Below are 22,499 nucleotides of genomic sequence, written 5' to 3' on the forward strand. Positions count from 1 at the left end.
TATAGTATAATTTTGTTATGTTTTTTTGATAATGATAATACAGAGACTACAATATATATATTTTTGAGGTGATACTTTGAACAAATATTTTTCTTACTTTATACTCCTTCTTTTAACTAAGAATTTACGTTACTATTTTTTCGAAAAGGAACTTGAATTTTCTGGGGCTGTTTTCACTATTTTTCTTTTGATTCTTTTAGATAGAAATATTAATTTTAAAAAAATTATGGGATTATTTTTAGGCATATTTTTTATCGATATTTTTATATTAAATTGGGGATTCTTTAATTATACCCTAGAAAAATCTTGGTTTTTGGCTCTGCCGGCAATATTTTATTATTATACTTTTTTAATGGGCTGTTTAATAATTGATATAAAAAAATATAATCATGGGAAAATGATGATTATACTTTTAATTATGGATTTTATCTGTAATCTTTTAGAACTTCTAGCTAAAAATAGCCATCATCTGCCTCTTATTAATTATATGATAATAGCAATAATTATAAGGGGGATTATAGTGTATACCATTTTTCTTGCATACAAAAAAAAAGAAATGTTGATACTTCAAGAGGAACACAATGAAAAGTATATAAAGTTAAATCTAATGGCTTCAGATCTTGAAGCAGAATCTTTTTATCTAAAAAAGATATCTACTAATGTGGAAACCCTTATGAAAAAGGCATATACTTCTTACAAGACAGTGTCAGAGATAGAGGAAGCAAAAAGATACTTTCTAGATTTATCTAGAGAAATACACGAGTTAAAAAAGGATTATACAAGGGTAGTGATAGGTTTGGATAATCTTTTTAATAAATTTGAGCATGATGAAATTATATCCCTGACAAAGATTGGAGATATAATAAAAAATAATACTAAACGCTATCTCGTAGAAAAAAATCTAGATATTGTTTTTAAGGTTAAATTTAAAGATAATTTTAAAATCAGATATTATCATAAAATTTTTATAATAATAAATAATCTAATTATTAATGCCATAGAAGCTATGGCCGAGGAGACTACCTATCTAATTTCTAATTCAAAAATTGAAGTTATGGAATATAGCGATACTGATTATATCTATATCATTGTCTCAGATAATGGACCTGGAATACCCAATGGATTTTTTGAAATTATTTATAATCCAGGATTTACAACAAAATTTGATAAAAAAACTGGGATTTCTTCTACGGGAATGGGACTTTCCCATGTAAAAAATATAGTAGATGAAATGGAGGGAGATATGGATATAATATCTTCCCATGAAGATGGAACAAAATTTAAAATAAAACTTCCTATCAAAAATTTTAGAGGTGATACAATATGAAGAATAAAATTATTATAATTGATGATGATATATCTATTAGAATGATGCTTCGTTTTATAATAGAAAAGAATTCATTAGGAGAGGTTATTGAAGAACTATCTTCGGGAGACAATGCATCAGAATTGATAAAGATCTACAATCCTGATATAGTCTTGATAGACTTTCTCCTTCCTGAAAAAGATGGAGTGAAAATTATAAAAGAGTGTGTCAAAAATGGATATAGAGGAAAATTTATCATGATCTCTCAAGTGAAAGATTCAGATATGATAGGTGAAGCCTATAAACAAGGGGTTCTTTTTTTTATCCATAAACCCATCAATGAAATAGAGGTAAAAACAGTTTTAGAAAATATAATAAAAACTATAGATATGGATCGATCAATGGAAATTATAAGAACTACCTTAATAAATACTACTTCTCCTAAAGAAAAAGAAAGTAAGGATGATCTAAAAAAAATATTTTCTGACCTTGGAATAATATCAGAATTTGGAATAAATGATTTGAAAAAAGTAATTCTCTCTATAATGATTCTTAAAGAAAAAAATCATTCTAAATCTTATCAATTAAAGGATATATTTCAAGAGGTGATCAAAAACTATAAAATTAATGATGGAGTTGATATTAATTTTAAAAGCTTTGAGCAGAGGATAAGAAGATTGGTATATAAAGCATTTGAAAATATGTGTCATGTGGGAGCAGCAGATTTTTATAACCCTGTTTTTTCTAAATATTCAAATATACTTTTTGATATAGGTGAAATTAGAAAGGTTATAAATAATTTTGATGAAAATGAGGGGAAAAAAGGGAAAATAAATGTAAAAAAATTTATAGAGGGAATAGTATTAAAAGTCTTATAAATGTAAAGAGACTATCTTTTGTATATTTACAATTAACCTTTCTTTCAATTTTACTTCTTATTGATTTTCCTAAAAGTTTGTTAATTTTTCTAAAAGGTATTAATTTGTTATTTATTATTTCTAACTGTATAATATAACAAAGTAGTTAATAGCAGTATTATTAGTAGTAGGGACAGGGAGGGAATATGAACTTAATAGAATTTATTAAAGAGCAGAATCAACCATTAGAAGAGTTAGTGGATCTACTCCCTATTCCTATCTTCTATAAAGATAGAAAGGGTGTATATCTAGGGTGCAATAAAGCATTTGAAGAGTTTATAAAACTTCCAAGGAAGAAGTTGGTAGGAAAGACTGTGCATGAATTATTCCCTAAGGGAAAAGCAGATATTTATTTTCAAAAAGATGAAGAGTTATTTAATAGTCCGGGCATTCAAGTTTATGACGGACAGGTAGCATCCCGTGAAAATGATTTATATAATGTTCGTTTTCATAAAGCTACCTTTAAAAATGACAGTGGGGAAATTACCGGCCTTATTGGAGCAGTATTTGATATTACCAAAGAGGTAATGCAGGAAAAACATCTGGAGAAACTTGCTTCCTATGATGAACTTACAGGGATCTATAACAGGCGTAAGGGAATGCTTCTCTTGGGAAACCTGATTGATCAGAGTAAATATGGTAAGTTGCCGTTTTCAGTTATTATGATGGATATAGATCATTTTAAAAAAATAAATGATACCTATGGCCATAGTTATGGGGATGAAATTCTTAAGGTGATTTCACAGATACTAAAAAAAAATTTGAGAGATCAGGATATAGTTTTCAGACATGGTGGAGATGAGTTCATATATTTTCTGCCTAAACTGAGTAGAGAAGAAGCTTTTTTAGTATCAGAAAGGATAAAGATGAGTATACTGAAGAGGTTTGAAAACCATGAGAAAAAAATATGCAGAGATCTCAGTGCAAGTTTTGGAATTGCACTTTTCCCTCATGATGGGAGTAATGTTGATCAGTTGATTAATAGAGCAGATGATGCCATGTATAGAGTTAAAACAAGTGGACGTAACGGGATAGGATTTGTAGATACAGTATAAAAAAATAGAGAGAGCCAGGCACTTAAGCTTAGTTCTGTCTATTTTTTTTATGGTGGTAGATTTCGTAGTGGGAAAGGAGTATGTCTACGAAAAATATATTTTATTCCTCTCATAGTCTATATAAAGTTTCTAACTTAAACCAGAAAATAAAAAAATCAAAATATAAGTGTTCCAGCTAATTTAGTTTCCATCAATAATTTTGCTAGTACTACTTATTGTATGTGCATTAGAGTCTGTTCTACGATTTTCTGTCCCTGAATCCAGACTTTGAATTTCCATTTGGGATCATCTGGGTAAAAAGCCCTTAATAGTTTGGACTTTATTTTTTCAGCTTTTAGATGATTTCTACCGCCATGATGATATAGCCAATTTTCCGACCGGAGAGCCCAAAATACTCGCATAGAAGATATTGTTCCAAATTCTAAACTCACAGCAGTAACTTCAGCATTTGGGAACATACGGGGAAGGGCAAGTTTAAAAGAACCGGGCAGGTGGATAGAAACAGATTCATTGGAAAAAGTGGTTTTTACTTTGTCTCCCCACCACTTTTTAGCACGTTTATAGGCTGCTGTTTCCTCTTTTTCATTTAATATGATTTCATATTCTCCATAGTGACCCAGGCCGGTATGGATATCTAGAACTACCACACGTTCAGCCTGTACAAGATATTTCTCTGATATATATCCCATTGTTTGGTTCATCCAGGTTTTGGACCGACCTCCATAAAAAAGACCTTTAGGGTCTGAATATTGACCGCCACTTATAGCAAACTTCAATTTAGTTTGGCCATTTTTTACACCATACCATAAAAGTTTGAAAAATGATTTTATATTAGAGAAAAAAGAAATAGAATTAGGTGCAATCGAATCCGAAAGGTATTCATACCCTGTATTTTTAGGGAGTGATTCTGAATGATCGATAAAATTACGATTCGGGTCAACATTGTCTTCATCAAATCTTCGGATATGTGCAAATCCATAAGGATTTAGTGCATGAATCATAAGAATACTTGTATCATGGGTTAATTTAGAAGTAATCCCTTCCTGTAAAAGTCCAGTCTGAATACCGGAACCTGCAAATCCTTCTACCCCGTGGGTTCCTGATATCAAGACGAGAACATTTTTAGCATCCTTAGATCCGAACAAGGCGATATCTGTGTAAAGAGCTTCATTATTAGGTCCTTTATTTGGATTCTTTAAACTCTTAATACTGGCACCTGCCATAAGGGATGTGTCTATGAATTTTTTTCGGGCTTTTGTATAGTCGTTGGAAAAATATTTTATTACTTTATTAGTTTTCTGTTTATCATTTGTATAACTTGTACAGAAGAAAAATATCATCGTTATGATTATCCAAAAAAAATTACTATGCATCGAAGCACCTCCATGATCAATAATTAAAGTTAATTTTTAATTTAAAATTTACTTAATAATGATAGATTGATAGGTTATAGAAGAGATAATAATTAATAAAATTAGCCTATTAATACTTTATTAAAGGAAAAAACTTTAAATCCTTTAATATAATTACAAAATCAAAATTTTTCGATAAGGATCAGATAGGAGGTTTTATGATAAAAGTACTATTTTATATAAAATGGGCTATAGACAGGGTAATATTAAAAAAAAGAATACCTCTGAACAGTTCTATAATTTTAACTGACAAATGTAACTTACATTGTAAACACTGCATTGTTGCAAACCTTGGGTACCCGAACTATCATTTTGACTCGGTTAAAGATGATTTAAAGAAACTTTATAACCTCGGATCTAGAATATTAATTATAAGCGGAGGAGAACCATTTATATGGAAAGATGAGATCTATGATGTTGAGGATGTAGTTTCTTACGCTAAAAAACTTGGATTTTTTAGAGTCTTCATATGTACTAATGGAACTTTTGAGTTAAAATCAAAAGCTGACTATCTCTGGGTAAGTATGGATGGAAATGAAATAGAACACAATAAACTGAGGGGAGAGGTGTTTTCAAAAGTATATAGAAACATTTTGGATAGCAATCATAAAAATATCTATATAAATTTTGTGATAAGTAAAATAAATTATAAAAACTTTGAAGAATCCATAAAGAAAATATTGAGCATAAAGAAAATAAAAGGAATACTAGTACATACATTCACTCCTTATGTCGGATTAGACAGAAGTCTTATGCTTAATTTTGAAGAAAAACAAGATGTAATCTTAAGGTTGTTAAGATTAAAAAAGAAACATCCTTTTAGAATTTTAAATACTTTTGATGGCTTGAGGGCACTAAAAAGTGATAAATGGGAGAGACCAGTATGGGGAAGTGTTGTTATGAATCAGGGACAAATTACCAATTGCTGCTGCAGAGAGGGAATATTTGATAAGTATACATGTAAAAATTGTGGGATTTCCATTAGTGTGGAAATTTATGTGTTGCAGAGGATGAAACCCTTAGCAATATTAGAGTATTTAAGGTTCTTATAGTAAAAGGAGGATACTATGTTATTAACCAATATATTAAAATTAATTTTAACAAGACGATGGAATCCCTTTATATTTTATAAACCTCAAAAAGAAGTAGAGTTGAAATACAATTCAGGTGAGATTGGTCTATATATCCATATTCCATTTTGTAAGTCAATATGTAGTTTTTGCCCCTATTTTAAGGTTTTATACAATGAAGATCTGGCGAATTTTTTTATAAATGCCCTGATAAAAGAGATAAAAATTGTTTCAGAGAGATACCCTAAAAAGATTACTTCAATATACTTTGGGGGAGGAACTCCAGCTTTATTAATTGAGAAATTGGGGAATGTTGTTACGGAAATAAGGAATAGTTTTGATGTTGAAAATAACTTCGCAATTGAACTACATCCAGACAATTTAGAAAACGAAATTTTGTCCCAGTTAAAGGAGAATGGATTCAATATGATAAGCATAGGGGTTCAATCATTTTCTGAAAACTGTTTGAAAAATCTAGGGAGAGATAAAGAGAATATTGAAGAGAAATTAGAGAGAGTTAGAAAATTTCAATTTGATGTTGTTGACGTGGATCTGATCTTTGGAATCCCAGGACAAACTGAAGATGACTTGGAGTATGATTTTGACAAAGCAGTAGAGTTAGGAGCTACTCAGATATCAACATATCCATTTATAGATTTTTCATACTCAAAAAATAAAAATAAACCTTTGGGGAGGAGTCAAAAGAAAAAAATGCTGAATAGACTGTCGGAGGTATCTGAAAAAAATAATTTTGAGAGAACTTCAGTATGGACATTTGCTAAAAAAGGTTCATCAAAATACTCTTCGGTAACAAGGGATAGTTTTATAGGATTAGGACCAAGTGCGGCTTCTCTTGCAGACAATTTTTTTAAGGTGAATACTTTTTCTGTAGAAGAATATATAAAAAGCATAGAAATGGGGAAAAATCCAACTTGTTTAGTAATGAAATTTGATTTTAGAACAAGAGCCGCATATTGGCTTTTTTGGAGTTGTTATAATATAGAGATAAATTCAGACTCATTTAATGAGTTATTTAATGAAACCTTAGCTGAAAAATATAGTTGGGAATTAAAGATCTTAGAGAAATTAAGATTTTTAGAAAAGTATCCCACTGGGTATAGGTTAACCGAAAGAGGTGCATATTACTTTCATCTAGTAGAACAGAAATATACACATCAGTATATCGATAAGACCTGGAGAATGGCTTTAGAAAATCCTTGGCCAGAAAAAATTGAACTTTATTAGTAGTCAAAATAGACCTTATTAGCGTTATATTAAGACTGGTTATTTTCAAATGATTACTAAATTATCAATGGAATGGTTATATATCAGTTTATGTTGAATGAGAAAGGTAAAATTTGGTTATTCAAAAGGACAAAGAGAATATTAGGAATATAAAAAAGCAGATAGGTTTATCCTATCTGCTTCTACTTTTAAATTTTTAAAAATAATATTAAATAACCATTACGCGAGTGATCAATTAAACATATTTTCAATCATAGTTTCAAATATATTTGAAACTACAGGAGCTACATTTATACTAATCATCCACTCATTACCATATAATTCATTTTGTTCAAGATAGTAGTTAACCTCAAGATCAAACTTCCATGGCCTTCCATTGATGATAGCGGTTTTTGTTATAGTTGCGTTTATTGGTACATCCCACTGTTCATTTTCCCAGTCATATGCAAATTTAGGTGTTGAACCTACTCCCCAACCTTCTCCTAGGAATTTCATACAAAATACCTGGGTTGTCGATGTAGAAATAGAAGTATCACCGCTTCCACCAGTATCCCAACGGTGATTAGGTAGTATCCCCACTAAATTTTCATTTGTTATTTTAGCTATTAACACTTCAGGACCAAAGGCAAATTTGTTCTGAGTAAATTCATTACTTCCGGTAGGCAGCTGACCTATAATACCACCAGCATAAAGTATCCCGTTTGGATTATTGACTGCATAAACTAAATCAAATCCCAGATCTCCAACACCACTTTCAGAGTGTATTCTACCGTCGGAGCCAGGACTACCCTGATCTAAATAAAGTGGAATAGCAGGTCTAAAAAGTATCTTATTACCATTATCTAATTTAAAAGGTAAGGTTGGTTGAAATAAAACTAAAGAACTGTTATGAGAGTCTGCTCCTGGAAGATCCCCACTCATATCCCTATATTGAAATTTAAACTTTAAACTTGCCAAAGAAGTATTAGGGTTTGATAGTTCCCTGGTCACTTTAGCAGCATCTTTTAAGTTAACCTCTTCATTAGGAGCGCCCGAAAGTTCTCCAGCAAAAAGACAGGTATTAAGTAACGATAAAAGAACTATAATTTTTTTTTTCACAATAAATCACTCTCCATTTTTTTATACTAAAAAAACATTTACACAAATACACAAATTTTTATACTAAAAAAAACATTTATCCCAATCCAAAGACTTAACTTTAAACCTTCAAATGGTTTATTCCCTAGTGTTTTCCTTAACTTGCTAATTCAGTGATTCGTTTCACAACTGTGTTTCTAGCAATAATTAATCCAAGAATTTCAGTAATCAACATTGCTGCTAATACCATTGACAAGGTTTGTTCAGAGACAATTCCGTCTTTATACGCAAATGCTATAAATGTCAATGCAAGACCTGCTTGAGGCAACATTAGTTTACCTAGCATACTAACGTCCTTTCTAGTGCCTTTAACTAACATACTACCTGCTTTGTATCCGATTCTACGAGAAGTGATTCTTGATACTGTGTAAGCAATCGAAATTGCCAAGGTAGAAACGTTAGCTAAAAGCATAACATTCAATTTCATACCTAAATCAACCATAAAAAAAAGAATACAGACATTAATGATTTTTTGAAATCCTTGTTCCATCACAACAAATTTTTGTGGCATTTTTTTTATCATCATATTAACAAAGGTGATGCCGGCTACAGTTAAAGTGATTAATAAATCAATTGTTAATAATTTAGTCCCAGCTAACAACAAAATAGTGCATATTATAGTATAAATTAGTGGGGCTACTTTATCACTTACCTTTCCTACTAGAAATAACAGAACAAAACCTGATACGATACCATATATTAATGAAGTTGTCATGATGATAAATGGTATAGCGATGCCTCCTGAACCCGTTAACAAATTCTTAACAATACCAAAGATAAGCAATACCAAAACAAGATTCATAAACATAGTTGGCAACAAGCGTGCTTTTATTTTTTCTTCTAAACCTTGCATGGCCATAATAATCGTAGCTACAGAAGTGCCACCTCCAATTATGCCCAATATTATTGCTTCACTCATAGGCATACCAAATGCACGCATAACACCAAAAACAATTGAAAAGGTGATTGCAATCTCAATAAGTGCTATGGATATTGAACTTTTAAAGTTTGATTTTATTATACTTAATCTAACATCCTTTGTCAGTAAAAAACCAAGTGGTGAAAGAGCCAATACATATATAATTTTGTACAAAGGAATTGACATTAATTTATCTGGTGTTAACCATTCAATATTGAGTAGCCTTCCTATCGTTCCCAATACTATTCCTCCAATTAATATCCCCGCAATCGCAGGTAATTTAGTAGCGCCTGCCAGTTTAGTAAATACAACACCAGTCAAAACCATAACCACAATAACTGATAACAATAAAATAAGTTCCATGTATCCCCCCTGTTAATGCCTCTTTATAATAAGAAATTCCCGAGTACACAAATTCGGGAACTTCTTATAAATAATTTATTAAAAGATATTCTTTTATTTATATAAATAGTTATATCTAAAACTGTAGTTCATAAGAATTTTGAATAATTGACATTAATTTGACTATTGTTTCATTAACTGGAACTGGTACATTGAATTTTTTTCCTTCTTTTGCTACCGCTCCATTGATTGATTCAATTTCAGTTAATCGTTTATTCATAGCATCCTGAGCCATAGAAGGATAGTGTGCTCCCACTTTAGGAAGTTGTATTTTTATGAATCCCATGATTTTATCATAATCTAAGGAAATTTTCTTTGCACGAGCTACAGCAACAATTTCTCTAAGTATATCTTCTACTAATGCCATTCCTTCATTGTGACCGATGAAATCACCAGCTTTTAATCTAGTTAATGCACAAGCAGCGTTGAAACATCCGTTTATAGCTAATTTCCCCCAAATATCCTCTTCAACATCCATAGATAATATTGCATTTACACCAGATTTTGCAAATGTATTTACTATATTTTCTACTTTATGATCTACTGTACCATTCAAAGGTTTGATTTTAATAACACCATCTAACAAATGGCATTTGATGTGTCCAGGTCCTTTTAAATCGCTTCCAACTTCACAAATTCCAAACATTATTTGATTATTATCCACAACTTCACTGATTATTTCTACATTTCCAAGACCATTTTGCAATGCAAGAACCGTAGTATCTTCATCAATCATTGGAAGTGCTTCTCTTATAGACTTAGACAAGTAATTACTTTTAGATAAAAGGATAACAAAATCTACAGTGCCCACTTCTTTAGGATCAACAGTTGCATTAATATCAATATACTCATCACCACTGCTATCACTCATTAAAAGACCTTCTTTTTTTACTTTATCCATATGTTCTTTCCAAGGATCTACCAACCATACTTCTTCTCCAGCTTTTCTTAGTAAGCCTCCAAACAAGCATCCCATTGCGCCAGCACCCATAATTGCTATTTTCATAATTTCACCACTCCTTTTTTTAAAATGCTGAATCATATTCACCGAACTTGATTCGATAAAACTTTAACACATTGTGAATAGATTGTCAACATTGTTTTCCCCAACTGTGAATGATATAATAAATAAATAAATAAATAATGATCAAAAGAGGTGTACTATGAAACAACTAACTAACCGTCAAAAACAAGCTATTAATACGAGATTAAAAATTATAGATGCAGGAATTGATCTTTTTAAATATTCTGACTTCGGGGATGTAAAAATAAAAGACATATGTGAAAAAGCGAATATATCTGTTGGTACTTTTTATCATCATTTTCAATCTAAAGAAGACGTTATAAAAGTTAGTTATGAAAAAATAGATTCATTGTTGAAAGACAAATATAAAGATATAAAGTTTGAAGATACTTTTAAGACTATTTATTCTTTAATTGAAGAATCATCGCAAATAACAATATCTTATGGCTACAAGCTTACAACGCATGTTTATTCGACCCAATTAACAATTGATAGTAAATATATTTTAGATGAGAACCGCTATCTCTATAAATGTTTAAATGAAACCTTGGAAAACGGTCTGAATAAAAAAGAAATTATATCTAGTCTAACCTCTAAAGAAATCACTGATATGATAATGAGATTAACAAGAGGTGTCACTTTTGATTGGTGTTTACATGAAGGGAATTATAATTTAATCGAACGTACTCTTAAAGATTTAGAGCTTATGCTCACTAATTTTAAGTTTTTATAAATTAATTTAAATATTTGAAGATTTCCTTTATTCTCATAAAAATCAGATCTTTGAAGTTGCATTTCGTTTGCCGTTAAGCCTCAAACGCTTGGGTAAGTACTGACAAAAATGGTTTTTGAAATAAATTTGAAATATGAGGTGGGGAAATGGAGAAAGAAAAATTTACTATTCCGGCAGTAAGAGGAATAATAGAGGATAATATAGATGGGGAAGATGTTATCTTGATACAAAAAAGATTTAAGGATTCCAAAGATGGAAATGGATTATTAGAGATACCGGCAGGAAAAATAAGGGAATTTGAAGATATATTTACATGTTTAAGAAGGGAGATCAGGGAAGAGACTGGTTTAGAGGTTATAAAAATTGTAGGGGAAGACGAAGCTGTTAAAGTAGTAGAAAATGGATATTGTGTTTTAAACTATGAGTCTTTTAGTACTTCTCAAAATATAGGTGGAGAATACCCTGTAATGGTGCAGATCTTTCTCTGTAAAGCTAAAGGGGAGCTTCTTAGATCTTCCAACGAATCTCAAGAAATTCAATGGATTTCATTGAAGGTATTAAAAGAAAAGTTGGAAAGATCTCAAAGTGATTTTTATCCAATGCATATCAGTGCATTAAAAAAATATCTTAAGATGAAGAATGTTTAGTTAAAAAATCTAATATTTTGTTTTAAAGATATTTTTCCCCCTGGGGATTTCTATTTTGGATATGACTATCCCTCCTAATAATATAACAATACCAATTATATTTACAGCCAAAAGATATTCTTTTAAGAAAAAATGACCGATAATGGCAGCTGCTGGAAGTTCTACCAGACTGATTATACTTGCTTTTGTAGGTGTGATAAATTTAAGTGACATAGAATAAATAGTATAAGAAAAAACTGTGGGAATCAGCCCTAATAAGATTGAAAAAATAATAGTATTGAGACTGAATGTTTTTAAAAGTATTTTTATATCCAGCATAGGAAATGTAAAAATAGACCCTATTAGAAAACTATACATAAGAATCCCTGTAAAATTAAAATTTTCGGGGATTTTTTTTCTTAATATAGGAAAAGATCCAAAGGCTAATGCCGATAACAGTCCCACAAGAAGACCTGCTCCATTGGTTTGCAGCTTAGAAAAATCTCCTCCTGTTACAACAAGAGATGCCCCATAAAGAGCTAAAAATAAAGCTAAACCTTTGAATAAAGTTATTTTTTCAGAGAAAAAGATTCTGGATAGAAGTGCTGTAAAAAGCGGTCCCAAACATACCATCATTATTCCAACTGTTGTAGATGTCATAGAAATACATTTATACATGGCTAAACTCATGGTTCCCTGACTTATAATTCCAATTAAAATGGCATGTTTTAATTCTTTTTTTTCTATTCTCACTTTTCCTTTATCCGTCATGAAATAAAAAAGAAACATGATTAAAAATGCAAAAAATAATCTCAAGAAAGCTACTTCAAAGGGACCAATACCTGTTTTTCCCAGAAAGTAGGAGATAATCCCGATTGTTCCCCATCCAACACCTGCTAAAAATGCTAGAGTATATCCATTTTTTCCCATCTCCTCGCCTCCTTTGGTTATATCTGATTTAGATGCAGTTGTTTAAATTTATTAAGTTTGGATTATTTATATAGATTTTTAAATATTTTTTGTGAACCAACAGAGGAAATTAAGTTATTCAAAAATTAACTATTAGTAAAACTATACTTCTAATAATAACTATTAGCAAGAAAAAAATAACATTTTACATATAATCGACTTCATAAGAAATAATAAAAAAAGAAGTCATTTTAAAATGACTTCTTAATTTATTACTATTCCAAAACTAAATTTTAATTTTCATCTTTAGTTTCAATGGAGTTCTCAGGGTAACTTGTCCAGTCTGAATAACTTCCTATGTATACTTTTCCATTGGAGAAAAATTCACTGTAAACTGCATAGTCTAAAGATGCATTTACCCCGGATCCACATGAAAATACTATATTTTTTAAGCTGTCCAGTCTCCTAAAAATTTCATTTAACTCATCAACGGATTTTATCTTCCCATCCTTTAATAATGATTTGGAATCTATAGAGAGAGCTGTAGGGAGATGTCCCGGCTTAGAATAAAAAGGTTCATTTTGCCCTAAATATCTTTCATAAGATCTGCACTCTACTAGGGAGATCTCTTTATCTATTATTGCTTCTTTAACTTCATCGATATCAACATAGAGATTATTTTGAATTTCAAAATCATACGTGCTTATTGTAGGAAATGGAGTTATATCACTAGTAACGTTTCCATTTTCTTTTATCCATTCTGGATATCCTCCATCTAATATTTTAACATCCTCATGGCCAATATATTTAAACATCCAGAAAGCTCTGGCTGCTGTAACCATCTCCTCATCGTATACGACGATAGAGCTCTCTTTTGTTATTCCCAGTCTTTCTATCTTTTGAATGAATCTATCCATCTCAGGAAGAGGTCTGGAACCCCCGTGTTCTTTTTTATCTCCTGCTAAATCTCTGTCCAGATCTATAAAAAAAGAACCATCGATGTGCTCTTCATTATATTTTTTTTGTCCGTACTCCGAATTATGTAGATCAAATCTTACGTCTAAGATTACTACGTCTTTTAAATTTTCTTTTAATTGATTTACACTTATAAAATTTTTCATTTTAAAGCCTCCTGTAAATATTTATATATTTTTTTAGTGATTTTTATAAAAACTACCTAATAATATACCATAGATAGAAAAAAAAGACCTGTTTTTTCATATAATGAATCTATCAGATAATATTTTAAAAACACTCCATTAATTTTTTTGTCTAAGATATCTACATATTTGAGATTTTTAGCTATAATCTCTCCTTCTTCTAACTTATTGATGAGTTTATACAGAGTAGAGTTATTCATAAATTAAATTTTGGAATAAACGATTTATAATATCTTGACTTTTATCAAAAAAAAAAGTAGTATATGATTATATAATCATATACTACAGGAGGAAAGTATGGAAATAATAGATATATTAAAACTGATTGCAGATAAAAATAGATTGAGAATATTAAATATACTGTACAATAAAAATAAAACCTGTGTCTGTATATTGGAAGAGATATTGGAGCTTAACCAGTCGAACCTTTCCAGGCATCTCAACAGACTAAAAAAAGCAGGAATAATTGTAGGAGAAAAAAGAGTTCAATGGGTTGATTACAGAATATCTGAAAAGTTTCTAGAAGAAAATTATTTTGTAAAAGAAATATTAGAGGAAAGATTAGATGGGGGAATATTTTTGGAAGATCTGGAAAAAACTAAAGATTTAAAATGTTAAGACAGAGATATATATAATTATATTAGGGGGAAAAGGAATGAAAAAAAAAATAGAAATTAATTTTTTTGAAAAATACCTTACAGTCTGGGTAATCTTATGTATGATAGGAGGAACATTAATCGGAAGGTATATTCCTCAAATTCCCACAGCACTGGGAAAATTGGAGTATGAAAATATATCCATGCCAATAGCAGTATTGATATGGCTTATCATCTATCCAATGATGCTTAAAATTGATTTTAAAAGTATAGTCAATGCAACTAAAAATTTAAAAGGGTTGACGATAACAACCAGTATGAACTGGCTGATTAAACCCTTTACAATGTATGCTATAGCAGTACTTTTTTTAAAAGGTATATTTGGGGGCCTTATCCCTACAGAGCTTGCGGATGAATATATCACAGGAGCAGTTTTATTGGGGGCCGCACCTTGTACAGCCATGGTATTTGTATGGAGTAAACTAACCAAAGGTGATACAGCCTATACCTTGGTACAGGTAGCAGTAAATGATCTGATTCTTCTGGTGGCATTTGTTCCTATTGTAGGTTTTTTATTAGGAGTTTCCAATGTTAGTGTACCCTATGGAACTTTATTTTTATCGGTGATTTTATTTGTGGTAACCCCTCTAGTAGCAGCATGGATAACAAGAAAATCTATAGTGGCTCATAGGGGACTGGATTATTTAGAAAATATATTTATTAAAAAATTTGATAAAAGTACTATGACGGGGTTATTATTAACACTGATCATCATATTTTCTTTTCAAGGAGAGAAATTACTGACCAATCCAATGGATATAGCTCTTATAGCTGTACCTCTGACTATACAGACATTCCTGATATTTATTATAGCCTACCTATGGGCTAAGAAATGGAATATGCCCCATGAAATTGCATCTCCAGGTGCTATGATTGGTGCCAGTAATTTCTTTGAGCTTGCAGTAGCGGTAGCCATATCAATATTTGGTATTGACTCAGGAGTAACTTTAGCAACTGTAGTAGGACTTTTAGTAGAAGTGCCTGTTATGTTAATTTTAGTAAAAATTTCAAATTCAACAAGAAAATACTTTAAGGTAAGTGTATAGATAAAAATTAAAATAAAAAGGAGAGTAAACAATGAAAATAGCATTTGTATGTAACGGAAATTCTTTTAAATCTCTTATCGGAGAAAGGTTTGGAAATGAATTCAATGATGGGAGTTTTGAAATCTATTCAGCAGGAACCAACCCAGCTGAAAAGATTAATGAAGCTGGGGAAAAGATAATGAAAGCCAAAGGATACTCAATGGAGGGATACTCTCCAAGCAGTATGGATGAATTACCTGAAAAAGTAGATGTTCTAGTGAAGATGGGATGCGATATTGACTGTCCGATCCATCATGCAGATAAAGTTGTTAATTTTGGGTTAGAAGGTATAAAGGATAAGGAAAAATGTGTTGAGATGATAGAGTTAAAGGTAAAAAAATTATTAGAAGATCTGTCACAAAATTAAATTTAAAAAGCATGTTTTAAAGGCTTCCAAGTTGGAAGCCTTTTTTTGATAAAAAATAAAAAAACCTTTAAATTATTAGAAATATATTCTATTTGCAAACTAGGTTACTAGAAGAGAGTAGGTAATTATCAATTTACATCTGAATGGTCGGCATTTGCTCTAGCAGAGATGCAGTATGTGGCAGACGAAATTGGGAACTCACCCATTGTAGATGAAAGAGCTAACTATTTTATGGGAGTAGGTTTAAGGTATAATTTTTTAAAAGAGAGAGATCTATTCTATCAAAAATGAATAAAAACAGAAAAAGGATTAAAAGTGCTGCTATAAATTATATAGTGGCTTCTTTTTTTTGATAAAATTTAGTGGTATACTTAAGTAGAAGAAAATTATAAATTAGTATTAGAAGAAGAGGCAAAGGGAAAAAAGGGGGGATCAGTGAATATAAACAGTGATACAAATTTTAAGGTGTACACACCGGATTATATAGCAAAAGAGATGGTAGACAAGAGCTTAGAAATATATTTTCATGGAGATTACAGCAGATCCAAATTTGATAACCTCAGGTGTGCTGATCTTTCGTGCGGGACGGGTAATCTTATCATTCCACTACTACAGACTATTATGGAGTTATCCAAGGGAAAATTAGGAGAGTATATCTATAACAGTTCATGGATTACAGGCTATGATATAGACGGGGAAGCCCTGGTGATATGCAAAAATAATATTTCAAAGGTGCTGGAAAAATATGAGATTGCAGATAAAGATATAAATTTAATAGAGACTAACTCCCTCATGGAGGAGATCGATGAAACCTATGATATTGTTTTAGGAAACCCTCCTTATTTTGGTGAGAAGAACAATAAAGAGATCTTTAAAGATATGAGGCAATATAAGTTCGGGAAGGAAAATTATGAGGGAAAGATGGATTACGCCTATTTTTTTATAGCCAAGGGGATAGATGTACTAAAAGACGGAGGAGTCCTGAGCTACATAACCACAAATTATTGGTTTAAAGCTGATCATGCTAAAAAACTGAGGGAGAAGATAAAAAAACATACTACCTTTAAATATATAAATAACTATAATAAATCTGTCTTTGAGGATGCTGTAGGACAGCACAACGTTGTTTTTACCCTGAAAAAGGAAAAAAAACAAGGCAGATTAGAAGTAATAGATGATAGGGAAAAATACTTTATAGATAGTGATAAAATATATAATTATAGAGATAAGATTATCCTGGCTAAAAATGATGATTTGGAACGATTGGATAAGGTATATAATGGAAGAACTCATTTCTTAGGAGAACTCCTAAATATCAATCAGGGAATAGTCAGCGGGCATGATAGGGCCTTTGTTTTTGATTCCTATGAAAAAAAATACAGTGAATATCTAAAACCATTCTATAAAAATAAAGATATAGACCAGTATTCTTATGCTTCCAATAAATACTGGATCCTCTATCTGGATTATAAGGTAGCTTTAGATAAAAAACTGGCTAAGCATATGAACCCTTATAAGGAACGACTCAGTAGGAGGAGGGAAGTTCTAAAATCCATTATTAATTGGTGGGAACTCCAGTGGGCCAGAGATGAAAAGATATTTAATGTGCCTAAGATAATCGGGAGACAGAGATCTAAGATAAATAAGTTTTCATATTCAGAAGGTGAATTCTATGGGAGTGCAGACATATATTATCTCACTCCTAAGCAAAAAGATATAAATTTATTTTATATCCTGGGTTATCTAAATTCCAAGGTTTTCTATGACTGGTTTAAATATAACGGGAAGATGAAGGGGGATAATTTAGAGCTCTACGCCACTCCTCTAAAGGAAACACCTATATATTATTCTGAAGATAAAAGTGAAATAGCCTATATTGAGAAGCTAGTGAAGAAGCAGATCAAAAATTATGAGGAGGAGACTCAAAAATTAATAGATGGATATTTTTTTGATCTAAAATATAGAAGGAAATAAAATAGAGGTTCTTATTTGGAAATTTAAATGGAAGTTAAAAAATTATATATGGTTAATAAAATTGGGCTCTGGAGAGTCCTTTTTTTATTTCATTACTATTTATTTTAGCACTGGGATCACCTGTAGCATTATATATTTTAAACTAAAAAACCTCCCAGATTATTAGAGAGGCAAACTAATAATCTGGGAGGTTTAATTTAAAAATTTTTTAGTAAAGATTTTTATAGATATTTATTATATCGGTTCTTTCTAAAGGAACATAGTTGTTGGCCAAAAGCCTTTGCTGTCCTGCAATTACTGCATCTGCAAATCCTTCAATTTCCTCTTCCTTCATCCCATATTCTTTGAGTGGTTTTCTAGAAAGTAGTTTGTCTAAAACATTTGATAAACCTGCATAAACATCTTCCCCAGCTGGGATATTCATAATATCAGCCAATACTTTATTAACTTCAGCGATCTTACCATTTGGATCCTTAGCTAAGTATGTTTTAAATACCTCTGTGAAGAACTGATAGTTAGCTTCTCCATGGGGAACATGATACACTCCTCCTAAAGGATAAGATAGTGCATGAACTGCTCCTACTCCTGCATTTCCAAATGCTATTCCTGCATAGTTACTTCCTATCATAAATTCTTCTATGATCTCTTTTCTATGATCTTCTCCATGTTCTAAAATTTCCATATATCCCTTCAGGATCATCTCAATTGCTTTGACACTGAAGATCTCAGTATACATATTTGCTTTTGGAGACACATAGGCTTCTATAGCATGGATCAAAGCATCTATTGAACTTGTTACGAAGAATTTATATGGTAAATTCATAAGTAATTCCGGAATTAATACTGCACTTTCAGGGTAAAGCTCATCTACAGCTAATCCCATCTTAGTTTTTTTAGATTTTATTTCAGAGATAGAGATATTTGTTACCTCACTTCCTGTTCCACAAGTTGTAGGTACTATGACTAATTCTCTTACTTTTTTTATCTCAACTGTTTTTTCAAAATAATTAAGGCAATCTTTGGTATCTTCTAATATCAATAATTTTGAGATATCTATGACAGATCCTCCACCTACAGCGATAACTCTTTTTATATCCTTCCCTCTGATAGCGTCCATAATATAATTTATAGTTTCATCAGAAGGTTCTCCTAAGCCAAAGCACTCGAAGAATAAATTTTCAGATTCTAAATTTAACTCTTTCATATAGTTATCAAAAAGGAAATCATGGGTAAAAAGTAAGTCCCCCTTTCCTATTTTAAATTCTGTAGCAAACTCTTTAAATTTATCAAATTTATGTATTTCTGGTTGTATTTTTAAAAGTCTCATCTATTTCTCCTCCTATTCCCAGATTTGTTCATCTGTTGGAATTATAACGTCTTCTCTAATTAAACCTATTCTAGAAACATTGATTAAATGTTTATAATCTAAATTTTCTGAAATAATATTATTTCCCCAAGTTCCACAACCTAGTGTAGTCGTAGGAGCAAATCCGTTTAACATAGATCCTCCAGCAGTTGTTGAAGAGGAAGCATTTACAACTAATCTACTTACTGTTAATAAGTTTCCAGCTAATTCAATATTTTCTAAATTAAATGAATGGATAGATGCTGTATGTCCCTTTCCTTCAAGATCTAAGTTTGTTTGAGCAATATTAATTGCGTCTTCAATAGTATCATATTCAAAAGCTGAAAGTACAGGACACATTTTTTCTTTACAAAGAAGATCTTCTGCTCCTATTCCACTGGCTTTTAAAAGTATAACTTTTGCTTCTTTTGGAACTGCTACTCCTGCCATCTCTGCAACTTTAGCAACTGACTGTCCTACAACATCTTTATTCATATGTCCACCTTCAAAAATTGTATCTCTAAACTTTTGAATATCAGCAGGATTATCGATATAGTGAGCTCCGTTTTTAACCATAGCATCTATAACTTTATTATATTCTGATTTTGGAGCGATTACTGTCTGCTCACCAGAACAAATTATACCGTTATCAAATTTTCTACCAGCTATAATTTTAGCTGCTGCATCATCGTAATTAACGCCTTTATCTACAATTACCTGAACGTTTCCTGCTCCTACTCCAAATGAAGGTTTTCCACTTGAATAAGCAGCTTTAACCATTCCCATTCCTCCAGTTGCAAGAACTACATCTACTTTTTCCATCAATTCGTTTGTATAAGCTAGAGATGGTTCTGTGATTACTTGGATAGCATCCTTTGGACATCTGATTCCATTTTCTACTAAAGCATTATTGATTCTAGCAACTGTTTCAGTAGTACAACCTTTAGATCTAGGATGTGGAGCTACGATAATTGCATTTCCCCCTTTCACAGCGAACATAGCGTTACACATAGGTGTTACTATTGGATTTGTTGTAGGAGTAACTGCTCCAACAATCCCAACAGGTTTAGCTACCATGATAAGATTTTTTTCTAAATCTCTTTCTATTATTCCTACACTTTTTTTATCTTTTAAATTGTGCCATATATTTTTAGATTTACCTTTATTTTTTCCTACTTTGTCTTCATATACACCCATTCTAGTTTCATCTACAGCCATTCTTGCAAGTTCTTCAGCATTATCATATACAGTTTTACCAATTGTTCTAACTATGGCATCTAACTCTTCTTGGCTGTATGTTGCTAATTCTCTTTGAGCTACCGTTGCTTTTTGAATCATGTTGTTGATGTAGTTTTTTGAATCCATTTTTGTTCCTCCTCTAAAAATAAGTTACTTTTATATTTTTGTACAATTATAAAATAATTTAATAATTTATGTTTCGTGCTTAGAAAGCCCATAATAATATTAAGATATAATTCTTATTTCCTTTAAAATTCTATTTTAAATAAAGTGTTTTGATAATTTCAAATAAAATCATGGTTGTTTTTATTTTTTCATAGTTCCTGTTTCTAAGAAATTTGCATGCCACGAAAGAGCTTCCTCTAAAATGTGAGGTGTATGGCAGCTATGGCATACTTCACACGCTCTGTTAAAATAGTCTCTCATTTGATCTTTGAAATCGGGATGGACACAATTTTCAATGACTAATCTTGCTTTTTCTTTTGGACTGAGTCCACGAAGGTCAGCTACACCTTGTTCTGTAACTATTATCATTGTGTCATGTTCTGTATGGTCTACATGGGAAACCATAGGTACAATCGATGAAATTTTTCCACCTTTTGCAATAGAGCTTGTACTAAAAATTGTTAGATATGCATTTCTAGCAAAGTCACCAGATCCTCCGATACCATTCATTATTTTCGATCCCATTATATGAGTTGAATTTACATTTCCGTAGATATCTACTTCGATAGCTGTATTCATTGCAATTACTCCTAATTTTCTAGCCATTTCAGGACTGTTTGAAATCTCTAATGGTCTCAAAATAATTTTATCTTTAAAGAAATCGATATTTTCTCTGAATACTTTAAGACCTCTAGGAGAAGGACTTATAGAACAGGCAGATGCTTTTTTTATCTTTCCACACTGCATGAGTTCAAGCATTGCATCCTGGATAACCTCGGTATAACAGACTAAATTTTCAAAAGTAGAATCACAGAGTCCGGCAAGAACAGCATTTGCAACATTACCTACACCAGATTGTAGAGGAAGTAGATTTTTAGTTAATCTTCCTAAAGAAACTTCTTTTTCTAAGAAATTAATAATATTTTTAGAGATAGCTCTATCCACATCAGAAATTGGTGCCAGGTCTCTTACATGGTCTTCCATATCTGAAAAAACCACAGCTGCAATTTTATCTTTATCACACACTATAAACGGTGTTCCAATCCTGTCACCAGGAGTTTTTATAGGAATGTGAGTTCTCATAGGGGGATTTTCAAGCATGTATATATCTGACATCCCTTCTAATTCTACTGGCTGCTTTGAGCTTATTTCAACGATGATCTTATCTGCATTCTTTATAAATGACGGCGAATTCCCCACTGCACTTGTAGGGATTATATTACCTTCCTCTGTTATAGCGATAGCTTCTACGATAGCTACATCAACTTTTTGTAAGACACCGTAGTTGAGATATTGAGATGAGTGACTGAGATGCATATCCAGATATTCTACCTTTCCGCAGTTTATATCCTGTCTCAATTGTTTATTTGTCTGGTAGGGAAGTCTTTTGGCAAGAATCCCTGCTTCAGCCCATGCTCCATCTACTTCTGGTCCAAGGGAGGCACCGGAGTAAAGTGTTAATTTCATTTTTTCGTTAGTGGATTTCACCCTCTCTGCAAGGGCAAGAGGGACAACCTTAGGATAACCTGAAGGAGTAAATCCACTGGTACCGATAACCATTCCATCTTTTATTAATTGAGCTGCTTCCATAGGATTCATAATTTTTTCTTTGAGTTTTTCATTTCTAATTCTAGATTGCATTTATTACACCCCTTTATTAAAAAATATTTTATCTAACTAATCTTTCGCAATATTGCACGCCTTTAAAAGTTAAATTTGAATCTTATCAAGGATTAATTATCGCAAAATATCA

Annotated in this window: 21 protein-coding genes and 1 pseudogene; 12 read left to right on the plus strand and 10 right to left on the minus strand. The window is 31.4% G+C overall.

The annotated features are described in order from the left end of the window. The first annotated feature begins 226 nt into the window (after positions 1-226). The 3 genes from K337_RS0106090 to K337_RS0106100 all read left to right on the plus strand — a co-directional run bounded on the left by K337_RS0106090 (position 227) and on the right by K337_RS0106100 (position 3,278). Complete coding sequence (locus tag K337_RS0106090; protein ID WP_156877326.1) at positions 227-1,327, plus strand: ATP-binding protein; 1,101 nt, start codon at positions 227-229, stop codon at positions 1,325-1,327. After that, on the plus strand, positions 1,324-2,184 hold the full coding sequence (locus K337_RS0106095; protein ID WP_028855823.1) for a DNA-binding domain-containing protein: 861 nt from the start codon (positions 1,324-1,326) through the stop codon (positions 2,182-2,184). Before K337_RS0106090 ends, K337_RS0106095 begins: the two co-directional genes overlap by 4 nt. Positions 2,185-2,369: 185 nt before the next feature. Then, complete coding sequence (locus tag K337_RS0106100; protein WP_028855824.1) at positions 2,370-3,278, plus strand: GGDEF domain-containing protein; 909 nt, start codon at positions 2,370-2,372, stop codon at positions 3,276-3,278. Positions 3,279-3,490: 212 nt separating this feature from the next. Here the strand turns inward: K337_RS0106100 and K337_RS0106105 are convergent, their stop codons facing one another. Continuing rightward, entirely contained in the window at positions 3,491-4,651 is a 1,161-nt protein-coding gene (locus K337_RS0106105; RefSeq protein WP_051251635.1) for a M14 family metallopeptidase, read from the minus strand. 197 nt (positions 4,652-4,848) lie between these two features. On the opposite strand from K337_RS0106105, the gene K337_RS0106110 reads away from it, so the two are divergent. Together K337_RS0106110 and K337_RS0106115 are read left to right on the plus strand one after the other, a co-directional pair. After that, the gene (locus K337_RS0106110; RefSeq protein ID WP_028855826.1) at positions 4,849-5,742 is read left to right on the plus strand and encodes a radical SAM protein; all 894 of its coding nucleotides are present in this window, start codon (positions 4,849-4,851) and stop codon (positions 5,740-5,742) included. A gap of 15 nt (positions 5,743-5,757) precedes the next feature. After that, complete coding sequence (locus tag K337_RS0106115) at positions 5,758-7,005, plus strand: coproporphyrinogen-III oxidase family protein (RefSeq protein ID WP_028855827.1); 1,248 nt, start codon at positions 5,758-5,760, stop codon at positions 7,003-7,005. A gap of 231 nt (positions 7,006-7,236) precedes the next feature. On the opposite strand, the gene K337_RS0106120 is transcribed toward K337_RS0106115, so the two are convergent. From K337_RS0106120 to K337_RS0106130, 3 genes are all read right to left on the minus strand, one after another. After that, positions 7,237-8,103 carry a hypothetical protein gene (locus tag K337_RS0106120; RefSeq protein ID WP_051251636.1) on the minus strand — a complete coding sequence of 289 codons (867 nt, stop codon included), beginning with the start codon at positions 8,101-8,103 and terminating at the stop codon, positions 7,237-7,239. 136 nt (positions 8,104-8,239) lie between these two features. Continuing rightward, on the minus strand, positions 8,240-9,424 hold the full coding sequence (locus tag K337_RS0106125) for a cation:proton antiporter domain-containing protein (RefSeq protein WP_028855829.1): 1,185 nt from the start codon (positions 9,422-9,424) through the stop codon (positions 8,240-8,242). Positions 9,425-9,539: 115 nt separating this feature from the next. After that, a complete protein-coding gene (locus tag K337_RS0106130) occupies positions 9,540-10,454 on the minus strand; it encodes a ketopantoate reductase family protein (protein ID WP_169712878.1) in 915 nt (304 codons plus the stop codon). A gap of 172 nt (positions 10,455-10,626) precedes the next feature. Between K337_RS0106130 and K337_RS0106135 the strand changes: the two genes are divergently transcribed. After that, positions 10,627-11,220, plus strand: coding sequence for a TetR/AcrR family transcriptional regulator (locus K337_RS0106135; RefSeq protein ID WP_028855831.1), 594 nt, complete (start codon positions 10,627-10,629; stop codon positions 11,218-11,220). A gap of 146 nt (positions 11,221-11,366) precedes the next feature. Further along, a complete protein-coding gene (locus tag K337_RS0106140) occupies positions 11,367-11,867 on the plus strand; it encodes an NUDIX hydrolase (RefSeq protein ID WP_028855832.1) in 501 nt (166 codons plus the stop codon). 9 nt (positions 11,868-11,876) lie between these two features. Here K337_RS0106140 and K337_RS0106145 read toward each other — a convergent pair whose 3' ends face one another. The 3 genes from K337_RS0106145 to K337_RS0106155 all read right to left on the minus strand — a co-directional run bounded on the left by K337_RS0106145 (position 11,877) and on the right by K337_RS0106155 (position 14,115). Further along, positions 11,877-12,776 carry a DMT family transporter gene (locus tag K337_RS0106145; RefSeq protein WP_028855833.1) on the minus strand — a complete coding sequence of 300 codons (900 nt, stop codon included), beginning with the start codon at positions 12,774-12,776 and terminating at the stop codon, positions 11,877-11,879. A 272-nt stretch (positions 12,777-13,048) separates the two neighbouring features. Continuing rightward, a complete protein-coding gene (locus K337_RS0106150; protein ID WP_028855834.1) occupies positions 13,049-13,876 on the minus strand; it encodes a sulfurtransferase in 828 nt (275 codons plus the stop codon). 56 nt (positions 13,877-13,932) lie between these two features. After that, on the minus strand, positions 13,933-14,115 hold the full coding sequence (locus K337_RS0106155; protein WP_028855835.1) for a hypothetical protein: 183 nt from the start codon (positions 14,113-14,115) through the stop codon (positions 13,933-13,935). A gap of 97 nt (positions 14,116-14,212) precedes the next feature. Between K337_RS0106155 and K337_RS17825 the strand changes: the two genes are divergently transcribed. The 5 genes and pseudogenes from K337_RS17825 (at position 14,213) to K337_RS0106180 (ending at position 17,997) form a co-directional block, all read left to right on the plus strand. Further along, positions 14,213-14,533: an ArsR/SmtB family transcription factor gene (locus tag K337_RS17825; protein WP_037029217.1), complete on the plus strand. Its 321-nt coding sequence runs from the start codon at positions 14,213-14,215 to the stop codon at positions 14,531-14,533. 37 nt (positions 14,534-14,570) lie between these two features. After that, positions 14,571-15,617, plus strand: a complete 1,047-nt coding sequence (gene arsB, locus K337_RS0106165; protein ID WP_028855836.1) for an ACR3 family arsenite efflux transporter — start codon at positions 14,571-14,573, stop codon at positions 15,615-15,617. A gap of 31 nt (positions 15,618-15,648) precedes the next feature. Beyond that, the gene (locus K337_RS0106170) at positions 15,649-16,023 is read left to right on the plus strand and encodes an arsenate-mycothiol transferase ArsC (RefSeq protein WP_028855837.1); all 375 of its coding nucleotides are present in this window, start codon (positions 15,649-15,651) and stop codon (positions 16,021-16,023) included. A 135-nt stretch (positions 16,024-16,158) separates the two neighbouring features. Beyond that, a pseudogene (locus K337_RS20470) lies at positions 16,159-16,314 on the plus strand (MipA/OmpV family protein); the annotation flags it as partial. Positions 16,315-16,458: 144 nt separating this feature from the next. Then, positions 16,459-17,997 (plus strand): Eco57I restriction-modification methylase domain-containing protein, encoded by a 1,539-nt coding sequence (locus K337_RS0106180; protein ID WP_028855838.1) that lies wholly within the window; start codon positions 16,459-16,461, stop codon positions 17,995-17,997. A 208-nt stretch (positions 17,998-18,205) separates the two neighbouring features. Here the strand turns inward: K337_RS0106180 and K337_RS0106185 are convergent, their stop codons facing one another. From K337_RS0106185 to scpC, 3 genes are all read right to left on the minus strand, one after another. Continuing rightward, on the minus strand, positions 18,206-19,324 hold the full coding sequence (locus tag K337_RS0106185; RefSeq protein ID WP_028855839.1) for a 4-hydroxybutyrate dehydrogenase: 1,119 nt from the start codon (positions 19,322-19,324) through the stop codon (positions 18,206-18,208). A gap of 12 nt (positions 19,325-19,336) precedes the next feature. Continuing rightward, positions 19,337-20,707 (minus strand): aldehyde dehydrogenase family protein, encoded by a 1,371-nt coding sequence (locus K337_RS0106190; RefSeq protein ID WP_028855840.1) that lies wholly within the window; start codon positions 20,705-20,707, stop codon positions 19,337-19,339. Between the two features lie 180 nt (positions 20,708-20,887). Next, positions 20,888-22,387, minus strand: coding sequence for a succinyl-CoA:acetate CoA-transferase ScpC (gene scpC / locus K337_RS0106195; RefSeq protein ID WP_028855841.1), 1,500 nt, complete (start codon positions 22,385-22,387; stop codon positions 20,888-20,890). Positions 22,388-22,499 lie beyond the last annotated feature (112 nt).

Source organism: Psychrilyobacter atlanticus DSM 19335, assembly GCF_000426625.1.
In the GTDB taxonomy this organism is placed as follows: Bacteria; Fusobacteriota; Fusobacteriia; order Fusobacteriales; family Fusobacteriaceae; genus Psychrilyobacter; species Psychrilyobacter atlanticus.

Excerpts from the sequence above, each read along its gene's own strand:
- K337_RS0106090 (WP_156877326.1), top strand. The coding sequence starts at position 227 with ATGGGATTATTTTTAGGCATATTTTTTATCGATATTTTTATATTAAAT.
- K337_RS0106095 (WP_028855823.1), top strand. The coding sequence starts at position 1,324 with ATGAAGAATAAAATTATTATAATTGATGATGATATATCTATTAGAATG.
- K337_RS0106100 (WP_028855824.1), top strand. The coding sequence starts at position 2,370 with ATGAACTTAATAGAATTTATTAAAGAGCAGAATCAACCATTAGAAGAG.
- K337_RS0106105 (WP_051251635.1), bottom strand. The coding sequence starts at position 4,651 with ATGCATAGTAATTTTTTTTGGATAATCATAACGATGATATTTTTCTTC.
- K337_RS0106110 (WP_028855826.1), top strand. The coding sequence starts at position 4,849 with ATGATAAAAGTACTATTTTATATAAAATGGGCTATAGACAGGGTAATA.
- K337_RS0106115 (WP_028855827.1), top strand. The coding sequence starts at position 5,758 with ATGTTATTAACCAATATATTAAAATTAATTTTAACAAGACGATGGAAT.
- K337_RS0106125 (WP_028855829.1), bottom strand. The coding sequence starts at position 9,424 with ATGGAACTTATTTTATTGTTATCAGTTATTGTGGTTATGGTTTTGACT.
- K337_RS0106130 (WP_169712878.1), bottom strand. The coding sequence starts at position 10,454 with ATGGGTGCTGGCGCAATGGGATGCTTGTTTGGAGGCTTACTAAGAAAA.
- K337_RS0106135 (WP_028855831.1), top strand. The coding sequence starts at position 10,627 with ATGAAACAACTAACTAACCGTCAAAAACAAGCTATTAATACGAGATTA.
- K337_RS0106140 (WP_028855832.1), top strand. The coding sequence starts at position 11,367 with ATGGAGAAAGAAAAATTTACTATTCCGGCAGTAAGAGGAATAATAGAG.
- K337_RS0106145 (WP_028855833.1), bottom strand. The coding sequence starts at position 12,776 with ATGGGAAAAAATGGATATACTCTAGCATTTTTAGCAGGTGTTGGATGG.
- K337_RS0106150 (WP_028855834.1), bottom strand. The coding sequence starts at position 13,876 with ATGAAAAATTTTATAAGTGTAAATCAATTAAAAGAAAATTTAAAAGAC.
- K337_RS0106155 (WP_028855835.1), bottom strand. The coding sequence starts at position 14,115 with ATGAATAACTCTACTCTGTATAAACTCATCAATAAGTTAGAAGAAGGA.
- K337_RS17825 (WP_037029217.1), top strand. The coding sequence starts at position 14,213 with ATGGAAATAATAGATATATTAAAACTGATTGCAGATAAAAATAGATTG.
- arsB (WP_028855836.1), top strand. The coding sequence starts at position 14,571 with ATGAAAAAAAAAATAGAAATTAATTTTTTTGAAAAATACCTTACAGTC.
- K337_RS0106170 (WP_028855837.1), top strand. The coding sequence starts at position 15,649 with ATGAAAATAGCATTTGTATGTAACGGAAATTCTTTTAAATCTCTTATC.
- K337_RS0106185 (WP_028855839.1), bottom strand. The coding sequence starts at position 19,324 with ATGAGACTTTTAAAAATACAACCAGAAATACATAAATTTGATAAATTT.
- K337_RS0106190 (WP_028855840.1), bottom strand. The coding sequence starts at position 20,707 with ATGGATTCAAAAAACTACATCAACAACATGATTCAAAAAGCAACGGTA.
- scpC (WP_028855841.1), bottom strand. The coding sequence starts at position 22,387 with ATGCAATCTAGAATTAGAAATGAAAAACTCAAAGAAAAAATTATGAAT.